Source organism: Mycolicibacterium iranicum, from assembly GCF_002101705.1.
Classification (GTDB): Bacteria; Actinomycetota; Actinomycetes; order Mycobacteriales; family Mycobacteriaceae; genus Mycobacterium; species Mycobacterium iranicum.
Window position 1 is genome coordinate 317952 of sequence record NZ_LQPC01000030.1, and the last position, 24799, is coordinate 342750.

At 68.0% G+C, this 24799-nt stretch carries 19 protein-coding genes and 1 tRNA gene; 10 read left to right on the forward strand and 10 right to left on the reverse strand.

Features of this window, described 5'->3' with window-relative positions; all coding sequences use genetic code 11:
* Genes hpt through dacB form a run of 4 tightly spaced genes read right to left on the reverse strand, consistent with a single transcriptional unit; the run spans position 1 to position 4013 of the window.
* Positions 1-582 (reverse strand): hypoxanthine phosphoribosyltransferase, encoded by a 582-nt coding sequence (gene hpt / locus AWC12_RS15145; protein ID WP_036465081.1) that lies wholly within the window; start codon positions 580-582, stop codon positions 1-3.
* Positions 583-610: 28 nt separating this feature from the next.
* Positions 611-1567 carry a tRNA lysidine(34) synthetase TilS gene (gene tilS / locus AWC12_RS15150; protein ID WP_024446909.1) on the reverse strand — a complete coding sequence of 319 codons (957 nt, stop codon included), beginning with the start codon at positions 1565-1567 and terminating at the stop codon, positions 611-613.
* Positions 1546-2652, reverse strand: a complete 1107-nt coding sequence (locus tag AWC12_RS15155; RefSeq protein ID WP_024446910.1) for an Rv3626c family coenzyme F420 biosynthesis-associated protein — start codon at positions 2650-2652, stop codon at positions 1546-1548. The genes tilS and AWC12_RS15155 overlap by 22 nt, the downstream gene beginning before the upstream one ends.
* On the reverse strand, positions 2643-4013 hold the full coding sequence (dacB, locus tag AWC12_RS15160; RefSeq protein ID WP_024446911.1) for a D-alanyl-D-alanine carboxypeptidase/D-alanyl-D-alanine endopeptidase: 1371 nt from the start codon (positions 4011-4013) through the stop codon (positions 2643-2645). Before dacB ends, AWC12_RS15155 begins: the two co-directional genes overlap by 10 nt.
* Positions 4014-4135: 122 nt before the next feature.
* Here dacB and AWC12_RS15165 point away from each other — a divergent pair, with 122 nt between their 5' ends.
* Both AWC12_RS15165 and AWC12_RS15170 read left to right on the forward strand, forming a co-directional pair.
* Entirely contained in the window at positions 4136-4621 is a 486-nt protein-coding gene (locus tag AWC12_RS15165; RefSeq protein ID WP_024446912.1) for an inorganic diphosphatase, read from the forward strand.
* A 76-nt stretch (positions 4622-4697) separates the two neighbouring features.
* Positions 4698-5219 carry a 2-oxo-4-hydroxy-4-carboxy-5-ureidoimidazoline decarboxylase gene (locus AWC12_RS15170; protein WP_024446913.1) on the forward strand — a complete coding sequence of 174 codons (522 nt, stop codon included), beginning with the start codon at positions 4698-4700 and terminating at the stop codon, positions 5217-5219.
* An 8-nt stretch (positions 5220-5227) separates the two neighbouring features.
* Here the strand turns inward: AWC12_RS15170 and AWC12_RS15175 are convergent, their stop codons facing one another.
* Positions 5228-5641: a hypothetical protein gene (locus tag AWC12_RS15175; protein WP_024446914.1), complete on the reverse strand. Its 414-nt coding sequence runs from the start codon at positions 5639-5641 to the stop codon at positions 5228-5230.
* Positions 5642-5708: 67 nt separating this feature from the next.
* Positions 5709-6737 (reverse strand): TerC family protein, encoded by a 1029-nt coding sequence (locus tag AWC12_RS15180; protein WP_024446915.1) that lies wholly within the window; start codon positions 6735-6737, stop codon positions 5709-5711.
* A 220-nt stretch (positions 6738-6957) separates the two neighbouring features.
* Between AWC12_RS15180 and AWC12_RS15185 the strand changes: the two genes are divergently transcribed.
* The 7 genes from AWC12_RS15185 (at position 6958) to AWC12_RS30595 (ending at position 17543) form a co-directional block, all read left to right on the forward strand.
* Positions 6958-10917 (forward strand): Pls/PosA family non-ribosomal peptide synthetase, encoded by a 3960-nt coding sequence (locus AWC12_RS15185; protein WP_085175271.1) that lies wholly within the window; start codon positions 6958-6960, stop codon positions 10915-10917.
* Positions 10914-12260, forward strand: a complete 1347-nt coding sequence (locus tag AWC12_RS15190; RefSeq protein ID WP_085175272.1) for a M1 family metallopeptidase — start codon at positions 10914-10916, stop codon at positions 12258-12260. The genes AWC12_RS15185 and AWC12_RS15190 overlap by 4 nt, the downstream gene beginning before the upstream one ends.
* Positions 12215-13528, forward strand: a complete 1314-nt coding sequence (locus tag AWC12_RS15195) for a polysaccharide biosynthesis protein (protein WP_234814015.1) — start codon at positions 12215-12217, stop codon at positions 13526-13528. Before AWC12_RS15190 ends, AWC12_RS15195 begins: the two co-directional genes overlap by 46 nt.
* A 9-nt stretch (positions 13529-13537) precedes the next feature.
* Entirely contained in the window at positions 13538-14509 is a 972-nt protein-coding gene (galE, locus tag AWC12_RS15200) for a UDP-glucose 4-epimerase GalE (RefSeq protein ID WP_024446919.1), read from the forward strand.
* A gap of 4 nt (positions 14510-14513) precedes the next feature.
* Positions 14514-16280 carry a hypothetical protein gene (locus tag AWC12_RS15205; protein WP_085175274.1) on the forward strand — a complete coding sequence of 589 codons (1767 nt, stop codon included), beginning with the start codon at positions 14514-14516 and terminating at the stop codon, positions 16278-16280.
* A gap of 69 nt (positions 16281-16349) precedes the next feature.
* Positions 16350-16820 (forward strand): CAP domain-containing protein, encoded by a 471-nt coding sequence (locus tag AWC12_RS15210; RefSeq protein ID WP_036465082.1) that lies wholly within the window; start codon positions 16350-16352, stop codon positions 16818-16820.
* A 222-nt stretch (positions 16821-17042) separates the two neighbouring features.
* The gene (locus AWC12_RS30595) at positions 17043-17543 is read left to right on the forward strand and encodes a hypothetical protein (protein ID WP_024446922.1); all 501 of its coding nucleotides are present in this window, start codon (positions 17043-17045) and stop codon (positions 17541-17543) included.
* 136 nt (positions 17544-17679) lie between these two features.
* Here the strand turns inward: AWC12_RS30595 and AWC12_RS15220 are convergent, their stop codons facing one another.
* The 3 genes from AWC12_RS15220 to AWC12_RS15230 form a co-directional block, all read right to left on the reverse strand.
* The gene (locus AWC12_RS15220; RefSeq protein WP_085175276.1) at positions 17680-18510 is read right to left on the reverse strand and encodes a L,D-transpeptidase; all 831 of its coding nucleotides are present in this window, start codon (positions 18508-18510) and stop codon (positions 17680-17682) included.
* A gap of 322 nt (positions 18511-18832) precedes the next feature.
* Positions 18833-18905, reverse strand: a tRNA-Thr gene (locus AWC12_RS15225).
* A gap of 97 nt (positions 18906-19002) precedes the next feature.
* Positions 19003-20217 (reverse strand): DNA polymerase III subunit delta', encoded by a 1215-nt coding sequence (locus AWC12_RS15230; protein ID WP_085175278.1) that lies wholly within the window; start codon positions 20215-20217, stop codon positions 19003-19005.
* Positions 20218-20299: 82 nt separating this feature from the next.
* Between AWC12_RS15230 and AWC12_RS15235 the strand changes: the two genes are divergently transcribed.
* Positions 20300-21910, forward strand: coding sequence for an adenylate/guanylate cyclase domain-containing protein (locus AWC12_RS15235; protein WP_024446926.1), 1611 nt, complete (start codon positions 20300-20302; stop codon positions 21908-21910).
* Here the strand turns inward: AWC12_RS15235 and topA are convergent.
* Positions 21907-24726, reverse strand: a complete 2820-nt coding sequence (topA, locus tag AWC12_RS15240; RefSeq protein ID WP_085175280.1) for a type I DNA topoisomerase — start codon at positions 24724-24726, stop codon at positions 21907-21909. The two genes, AWC12_RS15235 and topA, sit on opposite strands and share 4 nt — an antisense overlap.
* Between the last annotated feature and the right edge of the window lie 73 nt (positions 24727-24799).

Sequence of the window (24799 nt, forward strand, 5' to 3'; positions counted from 1 at the left end):
CTACTCCAGGTAAACCTTCGGGTCGAGCGTGCCGATGAAGGGCAGGTCCCGATACCGCTCCGCGTAGTCGAGTCCGTAGCCGACGACGAACTCGTTCGGGATGTCGAACCCGACGTATTCGATGTCGACGTCCGCCCGCACCGCTTCGAGCTTGCGCAGCAGCGTGCACACCTTCAACGAGCGTGGGCGCCGCGTCGCGAGGTTGCGCAGCAGCCAGGACAGGGTCAGACCGGAGTCGACGATGTCCTCGACGATCAGCACGTCGCGGTCGTTGATGTCGCGGTCGAGGTCCTTCAGGATGCGCACCACGCCGGACGACGACGTCGACGAGCCGTAGGAGCTGACCGCCATGAACTCCAGTTGCGTGGGCAGCGGGATCGCCCTGGCGAGGTCGGTGACGAACATGACCGCACCCTTGAGCACCGTGACCAGCAGCAGGTCCTGCCCTGATCCACCGTCCCGGTAGTCGGCGGCGATGAGCTCTGCGAGTTCGGCCGTCTTGGCGTGGATCTGCTCTTCGGACAGCAACACCGACTTGATGTCCCCGGGATATAAGTCCGCAGTCGGCGCAGGCACGTGCACAGCCTAACGGCAGAAGTGACCGCCGACGTCAGACGGGTTGGCGGTACAGCGTCAACACGCCGTTGCTGCGTCCGGCGAACAACCGCTCGCGCGGCCACCCACCGGGAACCGCCACGCCTCCCTGGCCGCGCCAACGGGTCACGAGCTCGTCGACGGCGCGGATGTGTTTGTCCGTCAGCCCGCAGGCCCCACCGGCGAGCAACCAGCCTCGGATGACCCGGCGCCTGATCGCGTCGGGCAACGAAGCGAGTGCATCGGTGCTCGGATCGCCGTCGAGGCCGGCCAGGATCTCAGCGGCGATGCCGTCGAGCGCTTCGGTGTCCTCCCGCAGCGCGGTCGCGGTGCGGGCCAGGGCCTCGGCCACCCCTCCGCCGAGAACGCCCTCAAGAAGCGGCAGCACCTCACTGCGCAACCTGGCCCTGGTGAAACGCGCATCGGCGTTGTGCGGGTCGTGCCAGGGCGTGAGTCCCAACTCGGCGCACGCACGATGCGTGACGGCGCGCCGAACGCCCAGCAGCGGCCTGCACCACGGCGGGTCGTAGGGCCGCATGCCCGCGATCGACCGGGCACCCGACCCGCGGCCCAAACCGAGCAGCACCGTCTCGGCCTGATCGTCGAGGGTGTGGCCCAGCAAGACCGGGGCTCCCCTTCTGGCGCTGTCGAGGGCGCGGTAGCGGGCACTGCGGGCCGCCGCCTCCGGACCTCCCTCGGTGCCGACGTCGACGCAGAGGGTCTCGGCCGCAACGCATCCCACGGCCAGCGCCTGCTCCTTCGCGGTGGACGCCACCTCGTGCGATCCCGGCTGGAGCCCGTGGTCGACGATCAGTGCCGTCGTGGGTAGCAGTGCCGCCGCTGCGGCGGCGAGCGCCAGCGAGTCGGGGCCACCGGAGAGCGCCACGCACCACCGGTGCTCACCGGCGGTGTAGTCACTGGCGAAGGCGGTCAGAGCCGAACGCAGCTCGGCTACAGCACCCGGTCGATCCATCGCTGCGGCTCGTCGATTTCCGTTGGCAGGGGCAGGGTTCCGGCGTCGGTCCAGATCGCGTTGAACCGTTGCATGCCGACCCTGGCCACCACGTCGTCGACGAACGCCTTGCCCTTGGTGTACTGGTTCATCTTCGCTTCCACCCCGAGCAGCGCGCGCAACAACCGCTGCAGCGGAGGCTGTTTACGTTGCCTGCGCTGATCGAAGCGCTGCCTGATCGTCGCCACCGACGGCACCACCGCGGGGCCGACAGCGTCCATCACGTGCTCGGCGTGGCCCTCCAGCAGGGTGCCGAGCACGAGCAGCTGGTCTAGCGCTTTGCGTTGCGGCTCCGACTGCACCGCACGCAACAGCCCGATCACTCCGGTCGAACCAAGCTCGGGCTCACCGTTTTTCACGACGATCTGACGGTCGCGCATGTAGTCGGCCAGCCGGCCCACCATCTTGGTGACGTCGTCGCCGGCATCGTCGGTCAGGACCGCGAGCGCACTCGACATGTGCTCGGCAAGCCACGGATTGGCGCGGAACTGCACACGGTGGGTGACCTCGTGCAGGCACACCCACATCCGGAAATCCTTGGGGACGACCCGCAATTGGCGCTCCACCGCGATCACGTTGGGGTACACCAGGAGCAGCTCGCCACCGCTGGCTGAGAACGGGTCGTACTGACCCAGAATTCCCGACGACACGAACGCCAGCACCGCACCCGTCTGGACACCTGCGACCCGGCCCGTGAGCATCCGGGGCTTGGCGCCCTCACCCGTCACATCCCCGTGACCGCCGCCGGTCATTGCCCGCATCGACTGCGCGGCGGCGTGAATCCACTGGGGCCGGTTGACGATTCGCGCCTCCGGGACCTCGCCACCCTCAATCAGCCCGGTGACCTCGCGCACCGGCAATTCGGAGGCACGCGCGGATTCGGCGAGCTGCTCGATGACCTGGGTGCGCGTGTAGTCGGTGGTCTGCGGCTCGGGACGGGCCAGCTTCCCACCCAACCCGGCGGCCAGATTCCAGTCGACCGCATTGCCGACGTTGAAGCGGGCCTTATTTGTTCGAGGAGCTGGGCTGGTTGGAGTCATCGGCATCCGCATGATCGAAGGGTGGCGGCGAACGCGTCGAGCGAGGTCCGCCCGGTCGGCCCCGCATCGTTGGACAGCAGGGCAAAGGTCAGCACGCGGCCGCTCTCGTCGGTGACGATGCCCGCGAGGGTGTTGGTTCCGGTTAGCGAACCCGTCTTCGCGCGCAGATAACCCAGCGCGGCCCGACCGGCGTCGGTGTCGTGATAGCGGTTGGACATCGTGCCGCTGCCGCCGGCGATCGCGAGCAGATCGACCATCGGCCGCAGCGCCGGTGTCGAGTCCCCCGCCGCGGCCTGGATGACCCCGTCCAGGGTCGCCGCAGTCAGGCGGTCGTCGACCGACAGGCCGCTGGAATCAAGCAGCCGAGCCCCTGCGGTGTCGATGCCCGCCTCGTCAAGGCTGTCGAGCACGGCTTGCGCAGCACCGGCGAAGCTCTGCGGCTGACCGCGGGCCTCGGCGACCTCGCGGCCGATCGATTCGGCCATCACGTTGTCGCTGCTGTGCATCATCTGGCGCAGCCGCTCCATCAGCGGTGGCGACTGCACCGACGCGATCTCGTCACCGTCGGTGCTCCTGGTCACGACGCTCACCTTGGCGGGGTCGACCCGCAGCGCCGTGGCCAACGCGCGGCCCGCGTCCAGCGCAGGAGTCCGGGAGCGACGCGACTCCACGCTGACGGGCTGGGTGCGCCCGCCGTCGAGCATGATCGCCTCCATCGGCGCGATGTCGCCGCCGTCGATGTCGAGGGGGTCCCAGCCGGGCGCCATCGTCGGCCCGCTGTAGGCACTCACGTCGACCTGAACCGACCTGACGTCGACCCCGCTGCGGCGGATCTGATCGGCCAGGTCCGAGATGCGCGCCGCATCCCGGTACCAGGTGTCCTCGTCGCGCGGCGCCGCCGACAGCGTCTGATCCCCACCGCCCACCAGCACGACGACACCCGGCGACGTCGCCACCACCCGCGTCGTCAACCGGGCATCCCGGTCCAGCGTCAGTAGTGCTGCCGCCGCGGTCAGCACCTTGTTCGTCGACGCGGGCTGCATCGGCACCGTCGCGCCCTGCGCCCACAACTCCTCACCGGTGACCGCGTCGGTGATACGCCCGGTGAACTTGCCCAGGTTGGGGTCGGCGGCCGCCATGCGCAGCGCCGCGGCGAGGCCACCTGGCGTGGGCATGTCGGCGGAGTCGGAGACGGGTACGACGCCGGGATCAGCTGTGGCGGGTGCCGGGGCGGGTTCGACGGCGACCTGCTCGCTCGGTTGGCGCGCCGCCACGAGTGCGGCCGCGGCGACCACGACAACGACCAGGAGCAGCACCGACACCCCGACGATCCAGTACGTGGATCGGCGCCACCGTGTGGGCCGCATAGCTCTCCTGATCCTGCCCGGCTCGCCGGGACCACCCCAGCCGCCTCTTTAGTGCAGGGTATCCCTCGTTTAGTGTTGACCCGCCTCGTCAGCAGACCAGCACACACCTAGGAGTCACGGCCGTGCAGTTCGATGTCCTCATCGAGATCCCGAAGGGTTCGCGCAACAAGTACGAAGTGGACCACGAGACCGGAAAGGTCAAGCTGGACCGCTACCTGTTCACGGCGTTCGGCTATCCCACGGACTACGGCTACATCGAAGACACCCTCGGCGAGGACGGCGATCCGCTGGACGCGCTCGTGCTGCTGCCCGAGCCCGTGTTCCCGGGCTGCATCCTCGAGGCCCGTCCGGTCGGGATGTTCCGGATGACCGACGAGAAGGGCGGCGACGACAAGGTGCTGTGCGTCCTCGCCGATCCGCGCTGGGACCACATCCAGGACATCGGCGATGTGTCGGACTTCGAACTCGACGCGATCAAGCACTTCTTCGTGCACTACAAGGACCTCGAGCCCGGCAAGTTCGTCAAGGCCGCCGACTGGGTGGGCCGCGAGGAGGCCGAGGCCGAGATCAACCGGTCCATCGAGCGGTTCAAGACCGAGGGGCACTAGCCCCTTCGCGCGAATAATTTGCGTGGTCGTAACACGGCGTAACGTCCGTGCCGCTTGACGATCCGATCATGACGGTGTGTTGCTGCATCAGGGAATCGGACTGGACGCGTTCAACGCGCTGCCGATGCGCCGCGCCGTGCACGCCGTCTACGAATGCTGCTACAGCGTGCCGCTCGCCGCAGACCTGGCCCGCGCCCGCCCCTTCGACTGCCACGACCGGCTGTTCCGGTTCGCCGACACCCTGCTCTTCGGGCTCGCCGAGGAGTCCATCGACTCGATCCTGCAGGCCTACCCCGATGTCGGCCGGCGGCCCGGTAGCGAGAAGTCGCAGGCCGAACAGTGCGCAATCATCGACGAGCGACCCGAGGTCATGGCGGAGCTGGCCACGGCGTCAAAGAACTACCTCGACCATTTCGGGTTCGGCTTCGTGATGTTCATCGACGGCTACGGCGCCGACGACGTGCTGGCCACCATGCGCGACCGCTTGCACAACGACGTCGAGACCGAACGCAAGATCGTGCGCAACGAGTTGGCGCGGATCAACAGGACGCGTCTAGAGCGCATGCTCGGCCCCGAGGGCGGCTACGACAACTGGTGAGCCGGGCGTCAGGACGCGCGCGGCTGCTCCCGCACATCGAGCCTGCCGAGGACGTCGCGTCCCACCGAGCCCACGTCCTGGCGCGGTGACGCGGGGATCAGCGTCACACCGTCGGCGACCTGCGCCGACACGATGTCGGCGATGAGACCGGCCAGGCCGTCGACCGTCCCCGCGTAATGCACAGTCGCCGCATCCACGTCTTCCAGGGGGCCGAGAACCTGCTGTGCCGCTCGGAAGTCACCGGCGACGGCGACCGTGACGTCGAGAATCACGGCCACATCGTCGGCGCCGGCACGGATCCGGGACCGCACCCGCCTCGCCTGCTGCAGGTCCGGCGCGGCGACGCGGACGATCTGCTGGTCACCGCCGGTGAGCTCACTCACCCCGTCGGGGTCTCGCTCATCTGCCACGAAAAGTCGCACCCGGCCACGCTAGCCAGGCGGCCGGGTGCGACGCACTCGTTGCAATCAGCAGGAGCGCAAAGAGCGATCAGCGAGTGTGGTCGGTCTGCGGATCCGCGGGAGCTTCTTCGTCGGGTGACGTGCTGTTGTTGCGGACGTCGTGCACGCGCGTCTTGTAGAGGCTCGCAACCGTCGTGATCAGCAGCGTGACGATGATCACGCCGAGGGACGCCAGTGTCGGAATCTCGGGGACCGGCACGTGCTCACCACCGTTGATGAACGGCAGCTCGTTCTCGTGCAGCGCGTGCAACAGCAGCTTCACGCCGATGAACCCGAGGATGAAAGCGAGGCCCTGCGACAGGTACACCAGCCGCTTGAGCAGGTCGCCGAGCAGGAAGTACAGCTGGCGCAGACCCATCAGCGCGAACACGTTCGCCGTGAACACCAGGTACGGCTCCTGGGTCAGGCCGTAGATCGCGGGGATCGAGTCCAGCGCGAACAGCAGGTCGGTGGTGCCCAGCGCGACGATCACGAGGAACATCGGCGTCATCAGCCGCTGGCCGTTCTCTTTCACCCACAGTTTCAGGCCGTCCCATTGATCGGTGAACCTGAACCGCTTCTGCGCGAACTTGACCACGGCGTTGTCGCCGTCGTCGTCATGGTCGGTGTCTCTGACCAGCTTGATCGCGGTGTACACCAGGAATGCGCCGAAAAGATAGAACACCCAGGAGAACTGGTTGATCGCGACCGCGCCCAGCGCGATGAAGATGCCGCGGAAGATCAGCGCCAGGATGATGCCGACGAGCAGCGCCTGCTGCTGGTAGATCCGCGGCACCTTGAAGCTGGCCATGATGATCAAGAAGATGAACAGGTTGTCCACCGACAGGCTGTACTCGGTGAGCCAACCTGCGAAGAACTCCACCCCGTACTGGTGGCCGTGGAACACCCAGGTCCAGATGCCGAACGCGATCGCGAGCCCGACATAGATCGTCAGGGCTGTTCCGGTTTCGCGCCGGGATGGCTCATGGGGCCTGCGCCCGATGACGAGGACATCAAAAAGCAGGATGCCGATCGTCACGGCGAGGGTGATGCCCCACTCAAGACCACTTACGTTCATCAAACCTCCGGTCGTTTCACACGCCGGAGGTCTCTTCCACCACCACCACCCGGCGGTAGGCCCGCAGCACCGGTCATCCGATGACGGACGACGTGATGACGACACTGCGGCGAAGGAATACTCCCCTCCAAGCGGCTCATTGTGCCAGCAGGCTGCCCGACACGCGAAACGAGCAGCCCGACGGCAGCAGGTGACCCCGGACGCTTAGTAGTTTGTACCCGTGACAGCGCCGGATCCAACCCCCGAGATCCCCAGTCAATATCTGCTGTCCGCGTACGCGTCGGCGCCCCGCACGTTGATCGACATCCTCAACGAGACGGCCCGCCGTTACCCCGACGCGCCCGCGATCGACGACGGCACCGTGCAGCTCACCTATGCCGAGCTCATGTCCGATGTCGAGGAGAGCGTGGCGTGGCTCGGCGCCCGCGGGATCGGCCGCGGCGACCGCATCGGAATCCGGATGCCGTCGGGCAGCTACGCGCTCTACGTCGCGATCCTGGCCACCCTGGCTGCGGGCGCGGCGTATGTCCCCGTCGACGCCGACGATCCCCAGGAGCGGGCCGATCTGGTTTTCACCGAGGCATCCGTTGTGGCGATCATCACCGAGAAGGGTCTGGTGCGCGGGCCCGGGTCGTCCCGCGGCTGGCGCGCTGCGTCACCGCTGAGCCGAGACGACGCGTGGATCATCTTCACCTCCGGGTCGACGGGAACCCCGAAGGGAGTCGCCGTCACCCATCGCAACGCGGCCGCGTTCGTCGACGCTGAGGCGAAGATGTTCCTGCAGAACAACCCGCTGGGCCCGGGCGACCGGGTGCTGGCCGGGCTGTCGGTGGCGTTCGACGCGTCGTGTGAGGAGATGTGGCTGGCGTGGCGTCACGGTGCGTGCCTCGTCCCGGCGCCGCGGTCGCTGGTGCGCAGCGGTATGGACCTCGGCCCGTGGCTGGTGTCGCGCGACATCACGGTGGTCTCGACGGTGCCGACGCTGGCGTCGCTGTGGCCCGCCGAGGCCCTGGAAGCGGTGCGGCTGCTGATCTTCGGCGGCGAGGCCTGCCCTCCCGAGCTTGCCGAGCGGCTCGCGGCGGGCCCCGACTCCACAGGCCGCGAGGTCTGGAACACCTATGGCCCCACCGAGGCGACGGTCGTCGCGTGCGCGGCGCGGCTCGATGGCAAAAGCGCGGTCAGCATCGGCCTGCCGCTGCCCGGTTGGGATCTCGCTGTCGTGGACAAGCAGGGCGAGCCGGTCGCCGTCGGCGAGGTCGGTGAGCTCGTCATCGGCGGGGTAGGCCTGGCGCGCTACCTCGACCCGGAAAAGGATGCGGAAAAGTACGCCCCTCTCCCGTATCCGAGCCCACTGGCGCTGTGGAGCCGCGCCTACCGCAGCGGCGATCTGGTGCGGCTGGAGATGGACGGCCTCTACTTCGTGGGGCGCGCCGACGACCAGGTGAAGGTCGGTGGCCGCCGTATCGAGCTCGGCGAGGTCGACACCGCGCTGGTGAACCTGCCCGGCGTCAGCGGCGGAGCGGCCGCGGTGCGCAAAACGGCAAGCGGCACACCACTTCTGGTGGGCTACATCGCCGTGACCCCGGGACTTGAAGGCAGCTTCGACGTGCATGACGCGCGCACTCAACTGTCGGAGTCGCTGCCCGCAGCACTTGTCCCGCGCCTGGTCGTCGTCGACGAACTGCCCACGCGCACATCGGGCAAGGTGGACCGTGACGCGCTGCCGTGGCCGGTGGGCGGCGCCGAGAACGACGACGATGGCGCCGACCTGGGGCAGGGCACGCTCGGCTGGCTGGCCGGGCTGTGGCGTGAGGTTCTCGCGGCGCCGGTCGACGGACCCGAGGCCGATTTCCACGCCCTCGGTGGCGGATCGCTGTCGGCAGCGCAGCTCATCGCAGCCCTGCGGCAGCGCTATCCACAGGTGACCGTCGCCGACCTGTACGACCACCCGCGCCTGGGCTCGCTCGCCGGCTATCTCGACGAACTCGACCCGCCGCCCGCGGTGGAGACGCGCGTCGTCAAGCCGGTGTCGCGGCTGACGCAGGCGGTGCAGGTGGCGCTGACAGTGCCGCTGGCCATGCTGACCGGAATGCAGTGGGTGGTGTGGCTGGCGATCGCCAACAATGTCGCCGCCGAACTCTCGCTGGTCGACTGGGCGCGCCCGATCGGCTGGTGGTGGGTGCTCGCCGGTTTCCTGGTGTTCGTGACCCCGCCGGGACGGATGGGCATCGCGGTGTTCGGCGCCCGCATCCTTGTCGGCAACCTGCAGCCCGGGACGTACCGGCGCGGCGGCTCGGTGCACCTGCGAGTGTGGCTGGCCGAACGTCTCGCCGAGGCCAGCGGCGCCGAGAACATGGCCGGCGCCCCGTGGCTCGTCTACTACGCGCGCCTGCTCGGCAACAAGGTGGGCAGCGGTGTCGACCTGCACTCGGCACCTCCGGTGACCGGCATGCTGACGCTGGGCCACCGCTGCTCCATCGAACCCGAGGTCGACCTGACCGGGCACTGGATCGACGGCGACCTGTTCCATGTCGGCCCGATCACCGTCGGCAACGACGCCACCGTCGGCGCACGCACCACACTGCTGCCCGGGGCGGTGGTCGGCAAGAACGCCGACGTGGCCCCTGGGTCCGGCGTGGTCGGAAAAGTGAAGAACGGGCAGTACTGGAAGGGCTCACCCGCAATCAAGTCCGGCAAGGCCAAACACCCGTGGCCCGATCACCGCCCGCCCCGCGCCCCGGTGTGGGTCGCGATGTACGGCATCACCTCGATGCTGCTCGGCGCTCTTCCGCTGGCCGCACTCGCTGCGGGCCTGGCGGTCGTCGGGTGGGGTGTGCGCGGCACCACGACCGTTGTCGAAGCGATCGTGCCCGCGCTGGTGTGGGTCGTGCCCGCCACGATGGCCGCGGTCGCGGTGTACGCGGTGCTGACTTTTCTCGGCGTGCGGGTGCTGTCGCTGGGCCTGCGGGAGGGCTACCACCCGGTGCGCAGCCGCTCGGGCTGGCAGCTGTGGGCCACCGAGCGCCTGATGGACGGTGCGCGCAACTATCTGTTCCCCATCTATGCCGGCCTGCTCACGCCGTGGTGGCTGCGCCTGCTCGGCGCGAAAGTCGGTAAGGGCACCGAGATCTCGACGGCGTTGCTGATCCCGAAATTCACCGTCGTCGACGACGGCGCGTTCCTGGCCGACGACACCATGGTGGCGTCATACGAGCTGGGCGGCGGCTGGATCCACGTCGCGCGGGCGACGGTCGGCAAGCGCGCGTTCCTCGGCAACTCCGGTATCACCCAGCCCGGACGCCGGGTGCCCGACGACGGCCTCGTCGCCGTCCTGTCGGCCACGCCGCACAAGGCGAAGGCCGGCTCGTCGTGGCTGGGCAGCCCACCGGTCCGGTTGCGCCGCAAGCCGACCGCCGCCGACGCGTTACGCACGTTCCACCCGTCCCCGCGTCTGAAAGCGCTGCGTGCCACCGTCGAGACGTTCCGCTTCGTGCCTGTCGTCGTGACGTTCGCGATCGGGGTGGCGGTGCTGTTCGCCATCCAGTCGCTGGCCGTGACACACGGCTGGATCTGGGCGACCCTGGCGACCGGATTGATCCTGCTGGCCGCGGGCGCGGTGGCCGGTGGTATCGCCGTCATCGCCAAATGGCTTCTCGTGGGCCGCATCACCGCGATCGAACATCCGCTGTGGTCGTCGTTCGTGTGGCGCAACGAGGTGTCGGACACTTTCGTCGAGACTGTCGCCGCGCCGTGGTTCGCCCGCGCCGCATCGGGTACGCCGGTGATGAACCTGTGGCTGAGGGCCTTGGGCGCGAAGATCGGACGCGGTGTGTGGTGTGAGACCTACTGGCTTCCCGAAGCCGACCTGGTGACGCTCGAGAGGGGCGCCACCGTCAATCGCGGCTGCGTGGTGCAGACGCACCTGTTCCACGACCGGATCATGCGGATGGACACCGTGGTCCTGGAGGAAGGCGCGACACTGGGCCCGCACTGCGTGGCGCTGCCCGCGGCTCGGATCGGCGCAGCCGCCACCGTCGGGCCCGCATCGCTGGTGATGCGCGGCGACGAGGTACCGCCCTCGACACGGTGGCAGGGCAACCCGATCGCGCCGTGGACTCCGCCTCGCAAGAAGCGGGGCAGCGCAAGTGATCCCAAGCCCAAGAAGCCCGCGGCCGCGTGACGGTACGCAAGCGGGCCGCTAAGAAGAGCACACCACCCGTCATCGACCCGTATCTGCCCAACGCGGGGAACTTCGGCTACCGGGTTTCGCGCTACGAGCTCGAGCTCGAGTACAAGGTGGCGATCAACCGCCTCGCCGGGTCCGCGACGATCACGGCGGTGACGTTGGCCGAACTCACCACGTTCAGCCTGGACCTGTCCCGCGCCTTGTCGGTGACCAAGGTAACCGTCAACGGCACACGGCCCGCCCAGTTCCGCGCGGCGATGGGGAAACTCCACATCACCCTGACCGAACGGCTTCCCGCGGGTGCCGCGATGACGATCGCGATCCGCTACGGCGGAAACCCGCGCCCGATCCGATCCCTGTGGGGTGAGGTCGGTTTCGAGGAACTCACCGAGGGGGCGCTCGTCGCGGGCCAGCCCAACGGTGCGTCCTCGTGGTTCCCGTGCGACGACCACCCCAGCGCGAAGGCCAGCTTCCGTGTCCAGATCGCCACGGAGAGCCCGTATTTCGCCCTGGCCAACGGCAAGCTGCTGGCCAAGCGGCCTCGTGCAGGCATGACGACCTGGGTCTACGAACAGGCGGAGCCCACCTCGACGTATCTGATGACCCTGCAGGTCGGGGTGTACGACAGGCACCGGATGGCCAAGAACGGCGTCGAGATCTTCGCGGTGCTGCCTGCCCGGCTGCGCACCGCTTTCGACCACGACTTCGGGCGCCAGCCGCAGATGATGAAGCTCTTCATGGAGTTGTTCGGGCCGTATCCGCTGGCCACCGGGTACACCGTGGTCGTCACAGACGATGATCTAGAGATTCCTCTTGAGGCACAGGGTATTTCGATATTCGGCGCCAACCATTGCGACGGCAAGCGCGGCTCGGAGCGTCTCATCGCCCACGAGCTGGCCCACCAGTGGTTCGGCAACTCCGTCACCGTGCAGCGCTGGCGTCACATCTGGTTGCACGAAGGCTTCGCCTGCTACGCCGAGTGGCTGTGGTCTGAGCACTGCGGTGAACGCACCGCCGACGAATGGGCGCGCCACTACCACCACCGGCTCAAGAATTCGGCGCAGAACCTCGTTCTCGCCGACCCGGGTCCGCGCGACATGTTCGACGACCGCGTCTACAAGCGCGGGGCCCTCACCCTCCACACGCTGCGCAGGCGCATCGGCGACACGAACTTCTTTGCCCTACTGCAGGATTGGACTGCCCGCTACCATCACAGCAGTGTCGTCACCGACGACTTCATCGGTCTGGCCAAGCAGTACTCCGACGATTCGCTGCGCTCCCTGTGGGCGGCATGGCTGTACTCGACACGGGTCCCGCCACTGGACAGCGGGTCGTGACCGACGCGACTGCGGGGCCCTCGGGCGCGGTGAGCCGGGGCAGCGTGGTCCGGGTCGGAGCGGCGACGGCGATCTCGGCGCTGTGTGGATATGCCGTGCTCTACCTGGCGGCCCGCGACCTCGAGCCGGCAGGATTCTCGGTGTTCGGTGTGTTCTGGGGCGCGTTCGGGCTGGCCAGCGGCGCCGCCTTCGGGCTGCTGCAGGAGACCACGCGCGAAGTGCGTTCCCCGTCGACCGATCCCGCCGGCAGACGCACCCACCCCTTGCGTGTCGCCGCGGCGGTCGGACTTGCGGCCGCCGCCGTCATCGCGGTGACGTCCCCGTTGTGGTCGCCGCACGTGTTCACCGAGGCCCGCGCGCTCAGCGTGGTGCTGCTGTGCGCCGGACTGGCCGGTTTCTGCCTGCACACCACGCTGTTGGGCGCGCTGGCCGGGATGAACCGATGGGGCGAATACGGCGCGCTGATGGTCACCGACGCCTTGCTCCGGGTCGCCGTCGCCATGGCGAGCTTCGTTGTCGGCTGGGGGCTCGGCGGCTATCTGTGGGCGACCGTGGCCGGCGCCTTCGGCTGGGTGCTGATGGTCGTCATCTCCCCCGCGACCCGCGCCGCGGCCGTGGTGCGGACGTCCAGCGGGACGGTGACATTCCTGCGCGGCACAGGACATTCGATTGCCGCCGCGGGCGCCAGCGCGATCCTGGTGATGGGCTTCCCCGTCCTGCTCAAGGCCACCTCCGATGACCTCGGCGCCGCGGGCGGCGTGGTGATCCTCGCGGTGACGTTGACACGGGCACCGCTGCTGGTCCCGCTGACCGCTATGCAGGGCAACCTGATCGCACATTTCGTCGACCAGCGCGACCACCGCCTCAAGGCTCTCATCGCACCGTCGGCCCTCGTCGTGGCGGTCGGCGCGGCGGGTGTTGTGCTCGCGGCGGCGTTCGGACCGTGGCTGCTGCGCGAGGCGTTTGGGGCACAGTATGTCGCCGACGGCGCGCTGCTGGGCTGGCTGACGGCCGCCGCGGTGGTCATCGCGCTGCTGACGCTGACCGGCGCGGCCACCGTCGCCGCGGCACTGCACCGGGCCTACGCCTCGGGATGGGTCATCGCTACCGTGGCCTCGACGCTGCTGTTGCTGCTGCCGCTGGACCTGGAGATGCGCACGGTCGTGGCGCTGCTCTGCGGACCGCTGGCAGGCATCGTCGTGCACCTGGCCGCGCTTGCCGGGCACCGCCGCAACACGGCACCCACCTATGCTGCCATCGATGACTGAGGAGACGACATGAGCTGGCTGGTGACCGGCGGAGCCGGCTACATCGGTTCACACGTGGTCCGCGCGATGCTCGACGCCGACCTGGACGTGGTGGTGATCGACGACCTGTCCACCGGCTTCGAGAGCTTCGTCCCGGACGCCGCGACGTTCGTCAAGGGCACCCTGCTCGATGCGGCTCTGGTCGAGGACACCCTCCAGGGTGTGAGCGGTGTCATTCACATCGCCGGCTACAAGTACGCCGGTGAATCCGTGAAGCGGCCGTTGCACACCTACGAGCAGAACGTGTCGGCGACCGTCATCCTGCTGCAGGCGATGGAAAAGCGGGGCGTCGACAAGATCGTCTTCTCGTCGAGCGCTGCGACATTCGGCACGCCCGACGTCGCGATCGTCGACGAGTCGACGCCGACGATGCCGGAGTCGCCGTACGGCGAGACGAAGCTGATCGGCGAATGGCTGCTCCGCGATGCCGGCCGGGCGACGGGGCTGCGGCACACGAGCCTGCGGTACTTCAACGTGGTCGGCTCCGGATCCGACGACCTGTTCGATGCCAGCCCGCACAACCTGTTCCCGAGGGTTTTCGACATGCTGTTCCGCGGGGAGACGCCGCGCATCAACGGGGACGACTACCCGACGCCGGACGGCACCTGCGTGCGCGACTACATCCACGTGACCGACCTCGCGCTGGCCCATGTCGCTGCAGCGCGCCGGCTCGCCGAAGGGTTGGACGTCGAACCGGTCTACAACCTCGGCAGCGGCGAGGGCACGTCGGTGCGCGAGATCATGGCCGCGATGCGAAAGGCCACCGGCATCGACTTCGAGCCGGAGGTCGTCGCGCGGCGGCCCGGCGATCTGGCCCGCATCGTCGCGGCCGGCGATCTCGCGGCGCGCGACCTGGACTGGAGCAACCGGCATACCCTCGACGAGATGGTGACTTCCGCGTGGCGAGCACGCCAGCATGCCGGGGACGCATATCCCCGCTAGTCCCATGAGATCTGCCGTCGCCCGTATCGCCGTGGCGCTCATAGCGCTGCACCTGGTGATCCGGGCGGTGCTGGCGTTCGGTGGCTACTTCTACTGGGACGACCTCATACTCGTCGGCCGGGCGGGTACCCAAAGCCTGCTGTCGCCGCAGTATCTGTTCGACGATCACGACGGGCACGTGATGCCCGGTGCGTTCCTGGTCGCCGGCGCCATCACCAGGCTCGCGCCGCTGGACTGGATCGGGCCGGCCCTGAGCCTCGTAGTGTTGGCGCTGCTGGCATCGCTGGCACTGCTTCGCGCGCTGTACGTGCTCCTGGGTTGGCGGCCGGTCCTGCTGATTCCGCTGACGTTCGCCCTGTTCACCCCGCTGGCCGTGCCCGGCTATGCGTGGTGGGCGGCGGGGCTGAACTCGCTGCCGATGTTGGCGGCGATGGCGTGGGTCTGTGCTGACGCAGTCCTGTTGGTGCGCACCGGCAATCAGCGCTATGCGCTCTCGGGTGCTCTGGTGTACCTCGGTGGGCTGCTGTTCTTCGAGAAGTCGGCGATCATCCCGTTCGTCGCGTTCGCCGTCGTCGCGCTGCACGGGTATGTCACCGAGGACGCCGCCCTGCGTGAGGTGTGGCGGCGCGGCGCACGACTGTGGGTGTCGGCACTGGTGCTGACGGCGTCCTGGGTCGGCGTGTACCTGTTGGTCGTCGATCAGCAGCGCTGGAGCTTCGACCTCGGAATGACGTGGGAACTGTTGCGCCGCTCCTTCACCCACGGAATTGTGCCCGGCCTCGTGGGAGGTCCGTGGGACTGGCAGCGCTGGGCGCCGGCGTCGCCGTGGGCGACGCCGCCGGTGGCTGTCATGGTGGTCGGCTGGCTGGGGTTGGCGCTTGTGGTGGCGGTGACGTTGGCGCGCAAGCGCCGACTCGGCCCGGTGTGGTTGGCTGCGCTCGGGTATGCGGTCGCGTGCCAGGTACCCATCTATTTGATGCGTTCCTCGCAGTACACCGCGTTGGAACTGGCGCAGACGCTGCGGTATCTGCCCGACCTGGTCGTGGTGCTGGCGTTGTTGGCAGCGGTCGGGCTGTGTGCACCCAACCGGGATTCGGCATGGCTGGACGCCTCAGCGCGGCGGACGGCCGTATCAGTGCTGCTGGCAACAGCTTTCGTGGCGAGCAGCCTCTACTCCACCGCGACGTTCTTGACGAGCTGGCGGGACAACCCTGCCAAGCCGTACCTGCAGAACGCGCGGGCGGGCCTGGCGCAGGCACACGCCACCTCTCAGGACCCGATGCTGGACCAGGAGGTGGACCCTCTGGTCTTGCAGCGGGTGGCTTGGCCGGAGAACCTCGCCTCCCACATGTTCGCTCTTCTCCGCGACCGTCCCGAATTCGCCCCGGCGACAACAGATCTTCGCATGTTGGACGTCGCAGGAAATCTGGTGGACGCACAGGTGACGTGGGTGCGCAGCATCCGTCAGGGCCCCGACGCGCAGTGCGGCTATCTCGTGCAACCCGACTTTCCGGTACAGATGCCGCTCGACGGGCCGCTGCTACCCGCCGACTGGACCGTCGAGCTCAACTACCTGGGCAACAGCGACGGGTCGATGACGCTGTCGCTGTCAGAGGGCGAGCAGGTCAAGGTCCCGGTGCGCCCCGGCCTCAACCGCGTGTACGTCCGGCTGCCAGGAGCCGGCGACGCGATCACCGTGGACGCCGTCACCGCCGCGCTGTCGGTGTGCGTCGCCGCCGGACCCGTCGGATTCGTCGCGCCCGTCAGCTGATCCGGGCGACGCCAGGGGCCTCTATCTCGATTGTGTAACGGAAGTCGGCGGCAACGCGACGTAGAGATAATGAAGGCGAAGCTCGTCGGTGCGGTCGCGATCAGCGCGGCCGTCATCACGACCCTCGGCACGACCGCCGACTTCTCCGCGCAGGCCGACGTGGCGACCGGGCTGTATGCCGGCGTCAACCAGCTTCGTCAATCCTGCGGGGCGGTTCGTCAGGATCCGCGATTGACCGCGGCGGCGCAGCGGCATGCCAACGACATGCTGACGAACAGCAACTTCAGTCACGTCGGTTCGGACGGCTCGTCACCGAGTGCACGGATGGCGGCTGCGGGCTTCAGCCAGGCCTCCTCCACAGGGGAGATCGTCTTCTGGGCCACCGGCTCCGCTGCCACCGCGGATGCCGCGCTGGCCTTCTGGATGGGCAGTCCGGGACACCGGGCGATCATCCTGAACTGTGCATTCGCCGCAGCCGGTTTCGCGACGGCGTCCAACGGCACCATGATGACTGCCGTCGGCGATTTCGCGTCGCCATAGCACCGGCGACGGTCACCGTCCCTGTTCTTGCGAAACGCGCACGCGCGAGTCTCGAAATCATCTCATTCTCAACCGATTCCGATACAGACCGGTATCAAACCGGATCGCACGTATCTGTTCGGAAACGACACATTCCGCGCCACCACGAATGCCGATAAATTTACGCAGTCGTTCTGATGACGGCCTTGGAATGTGTGATTGTCAGTGAAGGAGTGGTAGTTGATGGCGGTCTTTGATCGACTCAGCATCAGAGTGGCCGCCGTCGGCGCCGGCCTGTGCAGCGTCGCGTTGGCGTTCAGCCCCGGCGTCGCGCAAGCCGGCGGAGGCGAATGCTTCTACAGCTCTGCCGGTACGGATCCGGCAGCAGCGGCGGCGTGCGCGCCGATGTCGGAGATGGCCGGCGTTCCGATGGCCCTGCCCGGGCCGGTGCCACCACCCCTGGCACCGCCGCCGGTCGTGCCGCCCGTCGTGCCACCGTTGGCGCCGCCACCGGTCGTGCCGCCCGTCGTGCCACCGTTGGCGCCGCCGCCCGTGGTTCCGCCGGTGGTTCCACCGCTGGCGCCGCCACCGGTCATTCCGCCGGTGCCTGTGGCGGGAGCCGCAGCGGGCGGACTCCCGCTGACCACGATGGGCGGCCTTGCGGGCAAGGGCGACCTGACCGGCCCCGCGCCCAGTGGCGCCCCGGTCCCCGGTCAGCCGACCGCTCCGGGCCCCGCTCGGTAGCCGAGATCGTCTTTGACGGCCCGTCCCCCTGGGGCGGGCCGTCATTGGCGTCTCGGGCACCTGATGTTCGTTAGTGCCCGAACGCCAGAAACGCCCGTCTCAATGACGGGCGTTTCTCATCGATCGTGGCCGAATCCTACCGGGGTACCGCCTGCGGCACCTCAACGCTGTTCTCGCGCACGATAATCGGATCACCGACGTTGACGGTGTTGAAATACCATTCGGCATCTTCGGTGCTGAGCCCGACGCATCCGTGACTGCCGTTCTCATAGCCCATCTGGTTGACAGCCCACGGAGCCGAATGCACGAAGAGGCCGCGCTGGGTGAACCGGACGGCGTACTCCACATCCAGTAGATAGCCGTCGGGAGCATCGACAGGTATGCCCACGCTGCTGGAATCCATTGTCACGTCACGCTCTTTGGCCAAAACGGAGTAGACCCCGACCGGGGTGGGGTACTCCGGTCGGCCCATGGACGCCGGGAACACCCCATGTTGTCCCCAGAAGGGCCGATGGTGCGGCGCCGGCAGCTCAGAAGGGGGCTTCCCGTCGATCGTCACGGTGAACGTGTGGTCGGAGAGGTTGGCGACGCCGACAACGGCGGGACCGACGTCGAATTTCCTGGTGGGCAGGTCACCCAGGGTGAGCTTGACGGTGCTGTGCGCGGGCCAGAACGAGTTCGGAACCCAGTGCGCCACATTGCCTTCGACCCATTCGAAGGTGCCGGTCATCGGCGGCTCAGACTTGACGCGCATGGCCTGCTCGGCGGCGCGCCGATCGACCACCACGTTGTCGAAGGTGATGACCAGAGGATGCGCCACTCCGACGACCGCGCCCTCCGCAGGGAGCATCGACGCAATGTCGAGTTGCGGTGTCCAACTTGCCACTTCGCGAATTTCGGCCGGAGCGACAACCACGGTCGAAGCCACGATGCCCACCACGAAGGCACTCCGCACAGCCACGCGCATGGCACTCCGTATCGTTCGAGGTTGCAGCGCCATCGGAAACTGATGGTCGAAAACCAACGATAGTGCGCGAAAGTTGTTTCCAATCCTTCGATTCGATCAAAGGTTCATCACGCTTCGGCATCGCCGCACCGACCCTGTTCGGGCTGAATCCGAAAGCGGGAAGACCTTATTGACGTACATACCGCGCTGAGCGCAGTGGATTCCTCCGCCGTCCGGCCACCGATCGGGAGCCCGAAGGCGTCGCGAACGTGCGGTGAGGGCGGGAAACCGCCGATTTGCCCGCCGTCGGCGCACGCTCGGCGGACGAGCTGGATTGTTTCGGAGCCGCCTGGGGGAATCGAACCCCCGACCTATTCATTACGAGTGAATCGCTCTACCGACTGAGCTAAGGCGGCGTGCTGGCCGATGGGCGCTTGCGCGAAGTGCCAAGCACCCGTGACCAGCGTGGTGAGTCTACGGTAGGTCCCCGCACCACCCAAAACGATCCCCCGGTCAGCTTCGCAGCGCCTGCCCAACCGTCCCGACCATCGCGTCGACCGCGAACTTCGGCTTGACGTTGACCGCCAGCGCTTCGCGACACTCCAGCACCGCTTCGATACAGCGCAAAAGCGCCTCGGGCGAGGCATGGGCCGCCATCGCGGCCACCTTCTCCGCCATGTCGGGGTGGTTGGGCGACACGTTTCCGGCACCTGAGGACACCAGCAGCGCGTCCCGGAAATACGTCGCCAGGTCGATCAGCGCACGATCCAGCGCATCCCTCGACGCTCTGGTCTGCCGTGACTTCTGTCTCTTCTCCAGGTCCTTGAGAGCTCCCGCAGCGCCGCGCATCGTGCCGGCGGTGCCCTTGCCCGTCCCGCCCGCGCCCAGAGCCGTCCGCAACTCCTCGGCCTCGGTCTCGTTGCGGTCTCCGGTGAGGGCTCTCGCCTCGGCCTCCGCGGTGGCCACCAGCTCCTCGGCAGCGGCGTACGCCCGCGACGGGGTCGCGGCGTCGCGCGCCAGACCCAATGCCCGAAGCCGCCGCTCACGAGCCTGCTCGTCGGTCGCCAGCCTGCGCGCGCGCCCGACATGGCCGCCACTGACCGAGGCAGCCCACACCGCGTCCTTCTCGGGCAGCCCATCGGAGTCGATCAGGACCCGCGCGATGGCGTCCACGGGCGGGGTGACCAGGGCGACGTGGCGGCAGCGCGACCGCAGCGTGATCGCGATGTCCTCGGGGTCGACCGACGGCGCGCACAACAGGAACACCGTCGACGGCGGCGGCTCCTCGACCACTTTGAGCAGCGCGTTGGCCGCGCCCTCGGTCAGTCGGTCGGCGTCCTCGATCACGACGATCTGCCAGCGGCCGGTGCCCGGCCTGCGCGACGCTATCTGCACGATGGTGCGCATCGCATCGACGCCGATGGACAGGCCCTCGGGGATGATGCGCCGGACGTCGGCATGCGTGCCCGCCATCGCCGTTGTGCAGGCCCGACACTCCCCGCAGCCCGGTGTTCCCTCGGAGGTGCACTGCAGCGCCGCGGCGAAGCACAGGGCCGCCACGGAACGCCCTGAACCCGGCGGACCGGTGATGAGCCACGCATGCGTCATGGTCCCGGTCCCAGTGCCAGGGTCGCTGTGAGCGGAATCACCCCGCGCCGCGCGTGCCGCGGCCACCAACTCCGTCTCGACTGCGTCCTGACCCACCAGACGCGAGAAAACACCGGCCATCGCCGATAACAGTAATGCTGCGAACCGACACGTCCGTCCCAGACGCCACTTCCGGGCCAGCTCGGCCCGATACGGTAAACCAATGGCCGCCGAAGCGATCGAGATCGGACGAATCAGCGCATTCGTCCGATGGGTCGCGCGCACCCCGTGGCCGGTGTTCACCCTCGGCATGCTTCAGGCCGACATCATCGGTGCCCTGCTGGTGCTCGGTTTCCTGCGTTTCGGGCTACCCCCCGAGGACCGCATCCAGCTCCAGGATCTGCCCGCATTCAACCTGGCGATCTTCCTCGGTTACCTCTTCGTCTCGTTCACCGTCGCGTCCTATTTCACGCTGCGCATGCTCATCCCGGTGATGCGCTGGCAGCGGCGCGACATGCTGCTCGGTGACCGCGACCCCGCCGACACCGAGGTCGCGCGCATCCGTGCGCTGAAGATGCCCTTCTACCGCTCGCTGATCAGCGCGACGAACTGGCTGCTGGGCTCGGTGGTGTTCATCGTCGCCAGCTGGCCGGTGGCCAGCAAGTCCGCGCCCGTCGTCGCGGTCGCCACCGGCCTGGGCGCCACCGCGACCGCGATCATCGGATATCTGCAGTCCGAGCGGGTCCTGCGACCGGTGGCGGTTGCGGCGCTGCGCGGCGGTGTGCCGGAGAACTTCCGGGCACCCGGTGTCATCCTGCGCCAGGTGCTGACCTGGGTGCTCTCGACCGGCGTCCCGCTGGTGGCGATCCTGCTGGCCTTGGTGGCCAGCAAGTTCGACGTCCTGACCGCGCCCGCGGACCGGGTGATCACCACGATCCTGCTGCTGGCGATCGTCGCGCTGGTGATCGGGCTGTCCAGCACGGTGCTGGTGGCCATGTCGATCGCCGACCCGCTGCGCCAGCTGCGCTGGGCCCTCGGCGAGGTGCAGCGCGGCAACTACAACGCGCACATGCAGATCTACGACGCCAGCGAACTCGGGCTGCTGCAGGCCGGGTTCAACGACATGGTGCGCGACCTCGCCGAACGACAACGTCTGCGGGACCTGTTCGGCCGGTACGTGGGCGAAGACGTCGCCCGCCGAGCGCTGGAGCGCGGCACCGAGCTCGGCGGCCAAGAACGCGACGTGGCGGTGCTGTTCGTCGACCTGGTCGGTTCCACGCATCTGGCCGCGACGATTCCGGCCGCCGAGGTCGTCAACCTGCTCAACGAGTTCTTCCGCGTCGTCGTCGACACCGTCAACCGGCACGGCGGGTTCGTCAACAAATTCCAGGGTGACGCAGCACTGGCCATCTTCGGCGCCCCGATCGAACACCCCGATGCGTCCGGGGCCGCGCTGGCCGCCTCACGGGAGTTGCACGACGAGTTGATCGAGGTGCTGGGCGAAACCGAGTTCGGCATCGGGGTGTCGGCGGGCCGAGCGATCGCCGGCCACATCGGTGCACAGGCCCGCTTCGAGTACACCGTGATCGGCGACCCGGTCAACGAAGCCGCCCGGCTCACCGAGCTGGCCAAGTTGGAGCCCGGCCACGTGCTGGCGTCCTCGATCGCGGTGTCACAGGCACTGGACGCCGAGGCACTGTGCTGGGACGTCGGCGAGATCGTCGAATTGCGTGGCCGGACGGCGCCGACCCAACTGGCGCGACCGGTCAACCTGTTCACGCCGGGCAGTGTCGACAGCCAGGTCGCCGACGACGTGTCCAGCAGGAGCAGTTAAGCCTTCTTGGCGGCTTTCTTCGCCACCTTCTTGGCGGGCGTCTTCTTGGCGGCTTTCTTGGTCGCCTTCTTCTTCACCGGTCCGCGCGCACGGCGATCGGCCAACAACTCCGATGCGCGCGCATCGGTGATCGACAGCACGTCGTCGCCCTTGCGCAGGCTGGCGTTGGTCTCGCCGTCGGTGACATAGGGCCCGAACCGGCCGTCCTTGATCACCATCGGCTTCTCCGAGACGGGGTCGACGCCGAGCTCGCGCAACGGTGGTGTCGCCGCACCCTGCCTGCCGCGCCGTTTCGGCTCCGCGTAGATCTTCAGAGCCTCGTCGAGGGTGATGTCGAACATCTGCTCCTCGGTGGCCAGCGACCGAGAATCGGTGCCGCGCTTGAGGTATGGGCCGTAGCGGCCGTTCTGCGCGGTGATCTCCTCACCGTTGGCCGGGTCGACGCCGACGACCCGGGGCAGCGACAGCAACCGCAGCGCGTCCTCGAGCGTCACCGTCTCCAAGTCCATCGACCTCAGCAGCGAACCGGTCCGCGGCTTGGGACCGGTCGGCTTCTTGCCCTTCTTGGCGCCGCTACCCGCAGTGCCATCGTCGGGGTTCCCCGACGCAGGTTCGGGCAGCACCTCGGTGACGTAGGGGCCGTACCGTCCGTCCTTGGCGACGATCTCATGCCCGGTCTCCGGGTCGACCCCGAGCGAGCGGCCCTCCTGCGGTGTGGCGAACAGCTTTTCGGCCAGCTCGAGGGTCAGCTCGTCGGGCGTCAGCTCGTCTTTGAGGTTGGCGCGCTGCGGTTTGAGCTCACCGGGATTGTCCGGGTCGGCGACCATGCGCTCGAGGTAGGCGCCGTTGCGCCCCACGCGGACGTTGATCGCGCGACCTTCGGCGTCGTCGAAGAGCTTGATGGAGTTGACTTCTCGCGCGTCGATCTCTTCGAGGTTGCCGCCGACGAGCTTCTTCAGCCCGCCCGCGCGGGCGATCGATCCGTCGACGCCGTGCTCGCCGCCGAAGTAGAAGTTGTTGAGCCAGTTGGTCCTTCGCTCATGCCCGGAGGCGATCTCGTCGAGCTCGTCTTCCATCGCGGCGGTGAAGTCGTAGTCGACCAGACGGCTGAAATGCTGCTCCAGCAAACCGATCACGGCGAATGCCACCCACGACGGGACCAGCGCGCTGCCCTTCTTGTGGACGTAACCGCGGTCCTGGATGGTCTTGATGATCGAGCTGTACGTCGACGGCCTGCCGATGCCCAGGTCCTCGAGCGCCTTGATAAGCGAGGCCTCGGTGTAGCGCGCGGGCGGCGACGTGGTGTGACCGTCGGCGGTCAGATCCTTGGCGTCGACGCGCTGGCCCTGCGTCAAGTTCGGCAGTCGGCTCTCGGCGTCGTCCGATTCGCCACCGGCCAGATCGTCGATGCTCTCGACATATGCCTTCAGGAAGCCGGGGAAGGTGATGGTGCGACCGCTGGCGTTGAACACGACCTGCTCGCCGGACACTGCGTTGCCGCCGATGCGCAAGCTCAGCGTGGTGCCGCGCGCGTCGGCCATCTGCGAAGCGACGGTGCGCTGCCAGATCAGCTCGTAGAGCCGGAATTCGTCGGTGTCGAGCTGGCTGTGCAGCTGCCCCGGCGTCTGGAACACGTCACCGGCGGGACGAATGGCCTCGTGGGCCTCCTGCGCGTTCTTCACCTTGCGGGTGTACTGGCGCGCCGTCGGGTGCACGTATTCCTCGCCGTAGAGCTGGCGGGCCTGGTTGCGTGCGGCGTCAATCGCCGACTGCGACAGCGTGGTCGAGTCGGTACGCATGTAGGTGATGTAGCCGTTCTCGTACAGCCGCTGCGCGATGCTCATCGTGCGCTCGGAGGAGAATCGCAGCTTGCGGCCCGCCTCCTGCTGCAGCGTCGAGGTCATGAACGGCGCATACGGCTTGCGGGTGTACGGCTTCTGCTCGACAGACGTGACGGCCAACTGGGCGCCGCGCAGGCCACCGGCCAGCGCGTTGGCGGCGGTCTCGTCGAGCACCAGCACTTCGTCGGGCTTCTTCACCGCACCGAGGGAGTCGAAGTCACGGCCGGTGGCCACGCGACGTCCGTCGACTGTATTGAGCTTGGCGACGAAGGTCGGGGGGCTGGCCTGCGCGTCCGACACGCTGGCATCCAGCTCGGCGGTGACGTCCCAGTACCCGGCGCTGCGGAACGCCATTCGCTCGCGTTCGCGCTGAACGATGATGCGGGTGGCCACCGACTGGACGCGGCCGGCCGACAGCTTGGGCGCGACCTTCTTCCACAGCACGGGGCTGACCTCGTAGCCGTACAGCCGGTCGAGGATGCGGCGGGTCTCCTGGGCATCGACCAGGTCGTTGTCGAGGTCGCGGGGGTCCGCGGCGGCGGCCCGGATCGCGGGCTCGGTGATCTCGTGGAACACCATCCGCTTGACCGGGATGCGGGGCTTGAGCGTCTCGAGGAGGTGCCAGGCAATGGCCTCGCCCTCGCGGTCACCGTCGGTGGCGAGGTAGAGCTCGTCGACGTTCTTGAGCTTGTCTTTCAGGTCCGCGACGGTGCTCTTCTTGTCGGGACTGATGATGTAGAGCGGTTCGAAGTCGGCGTCGACGTTGACCCCCAGGCGGGCCCACGGTTCCGATTTGTACTTGGCCGGCACGTCAGCAGCGGCCCGCGGCAGGTCGCGGATGTGCCCCCGAGACGATTCGACGATGTAATTGGACCCGAGGTAACCAGCGATTTTGCGCGCCTTGGTAGGCGACTCGACTATGACGAGTCGTCGCACTGACCCGTTTCTGCCGCTGCCGCGGTCCCCGTCAGCCACTGTTCGAAAAGCTCCACTTCTTCTGCTGCCTGCGGATTGCATTTACTCATGCGACCCGCTCCGGCAACTGACA

Excerpts from the sequence above, each read along its gene's own strand:
- tilS (WP_024446909.1), bottom strand. The coding sequence starts at position 1,567 with ATGGATCGACCGGGTGCTGTAGCCGAGCTGCGTTCGGCTCTGACCGCC.
- AWC12_RS15155 (WP_024446910.1), bottom strand. The coding sequence starts at position 2,652 with ATGCCGATGACTCCAACCAGCCCAGCTCCTCGAACAAATAAGGCCCGC.
- dacB (WP_024446911.1), bottom strand. The coding sequence starts at position 4,013 with ATGCGGCCCACACGGTGGCGCCGATCCACGTACTGGATCGTCGGGGTG.
- AWC12_RS15180 (WP_024446915.1), bottom strand. The coding sequence starts at position 6,737 with ATGAACGTAAGTGGTCTTGAGTGGGGCATCACCCTCGCCGTGACGATC.
- AWC12_RS15195 (WP_234814015.1), top strand. The coding sequence starts at position 12,215 with ATGGCTGTACTCGACACGGGTCCCGCCACTGGACAGCGGGTCGTGACC.
- galE (WP_024446919.1), top strand. The coding sequence starts at position 13,538 with ATGAGCTGGCTGGTGACCGGCGGAGCCGGCTACATCGGTTCACACGTG.
- AWC12_RS15205 (WP_085175274.1), top strand. The coding sequence starts at position 14,514 with ATGAGATCTGCCGTCGCCCGTATCGCCGTGGCGCTCATAGCGCTGCAC.
- AWC12_RS15210 (WP_036465082.1), top strand. The coding sequence starts at position 16,350 with ATGAAGGCGAAGCTCGTCGGTGCGGTCGCGATCAGCGCGGCCGTCATC.
- AWC12_RS30595 (WP_024446922.1), top strand. The coding sequence starts at position 17,043 with ATGGCGGTCTTTGATCGACTCAGCATCAGAGTGGCCGCCGTCGGCGCC.
- AWC12_RS15220 (WP_085175276.1), bottom strand. The coding sequence starts at position 18,510 with ATGCGCGTGGCTGTGCGGAGTGCCTTCGTGGTGGGCATCGTGGCTTCG.
- AWC12_RS15230 (WP_085175278.1), bottom strand. The coding sequence starts at position 20,217 with ATGGCCGGTGTTTTCTCGCGTCTGGTGGGTCAGGACGCAGTCGAGACG.
- AWC12_RS15235 (WP_024446926.1), top strand. The coding sequence starts at position 20,300 with ATGGCCGCCGAAGCGATCGAGATCGGACGAATCAGCGCATTCGTCCGA.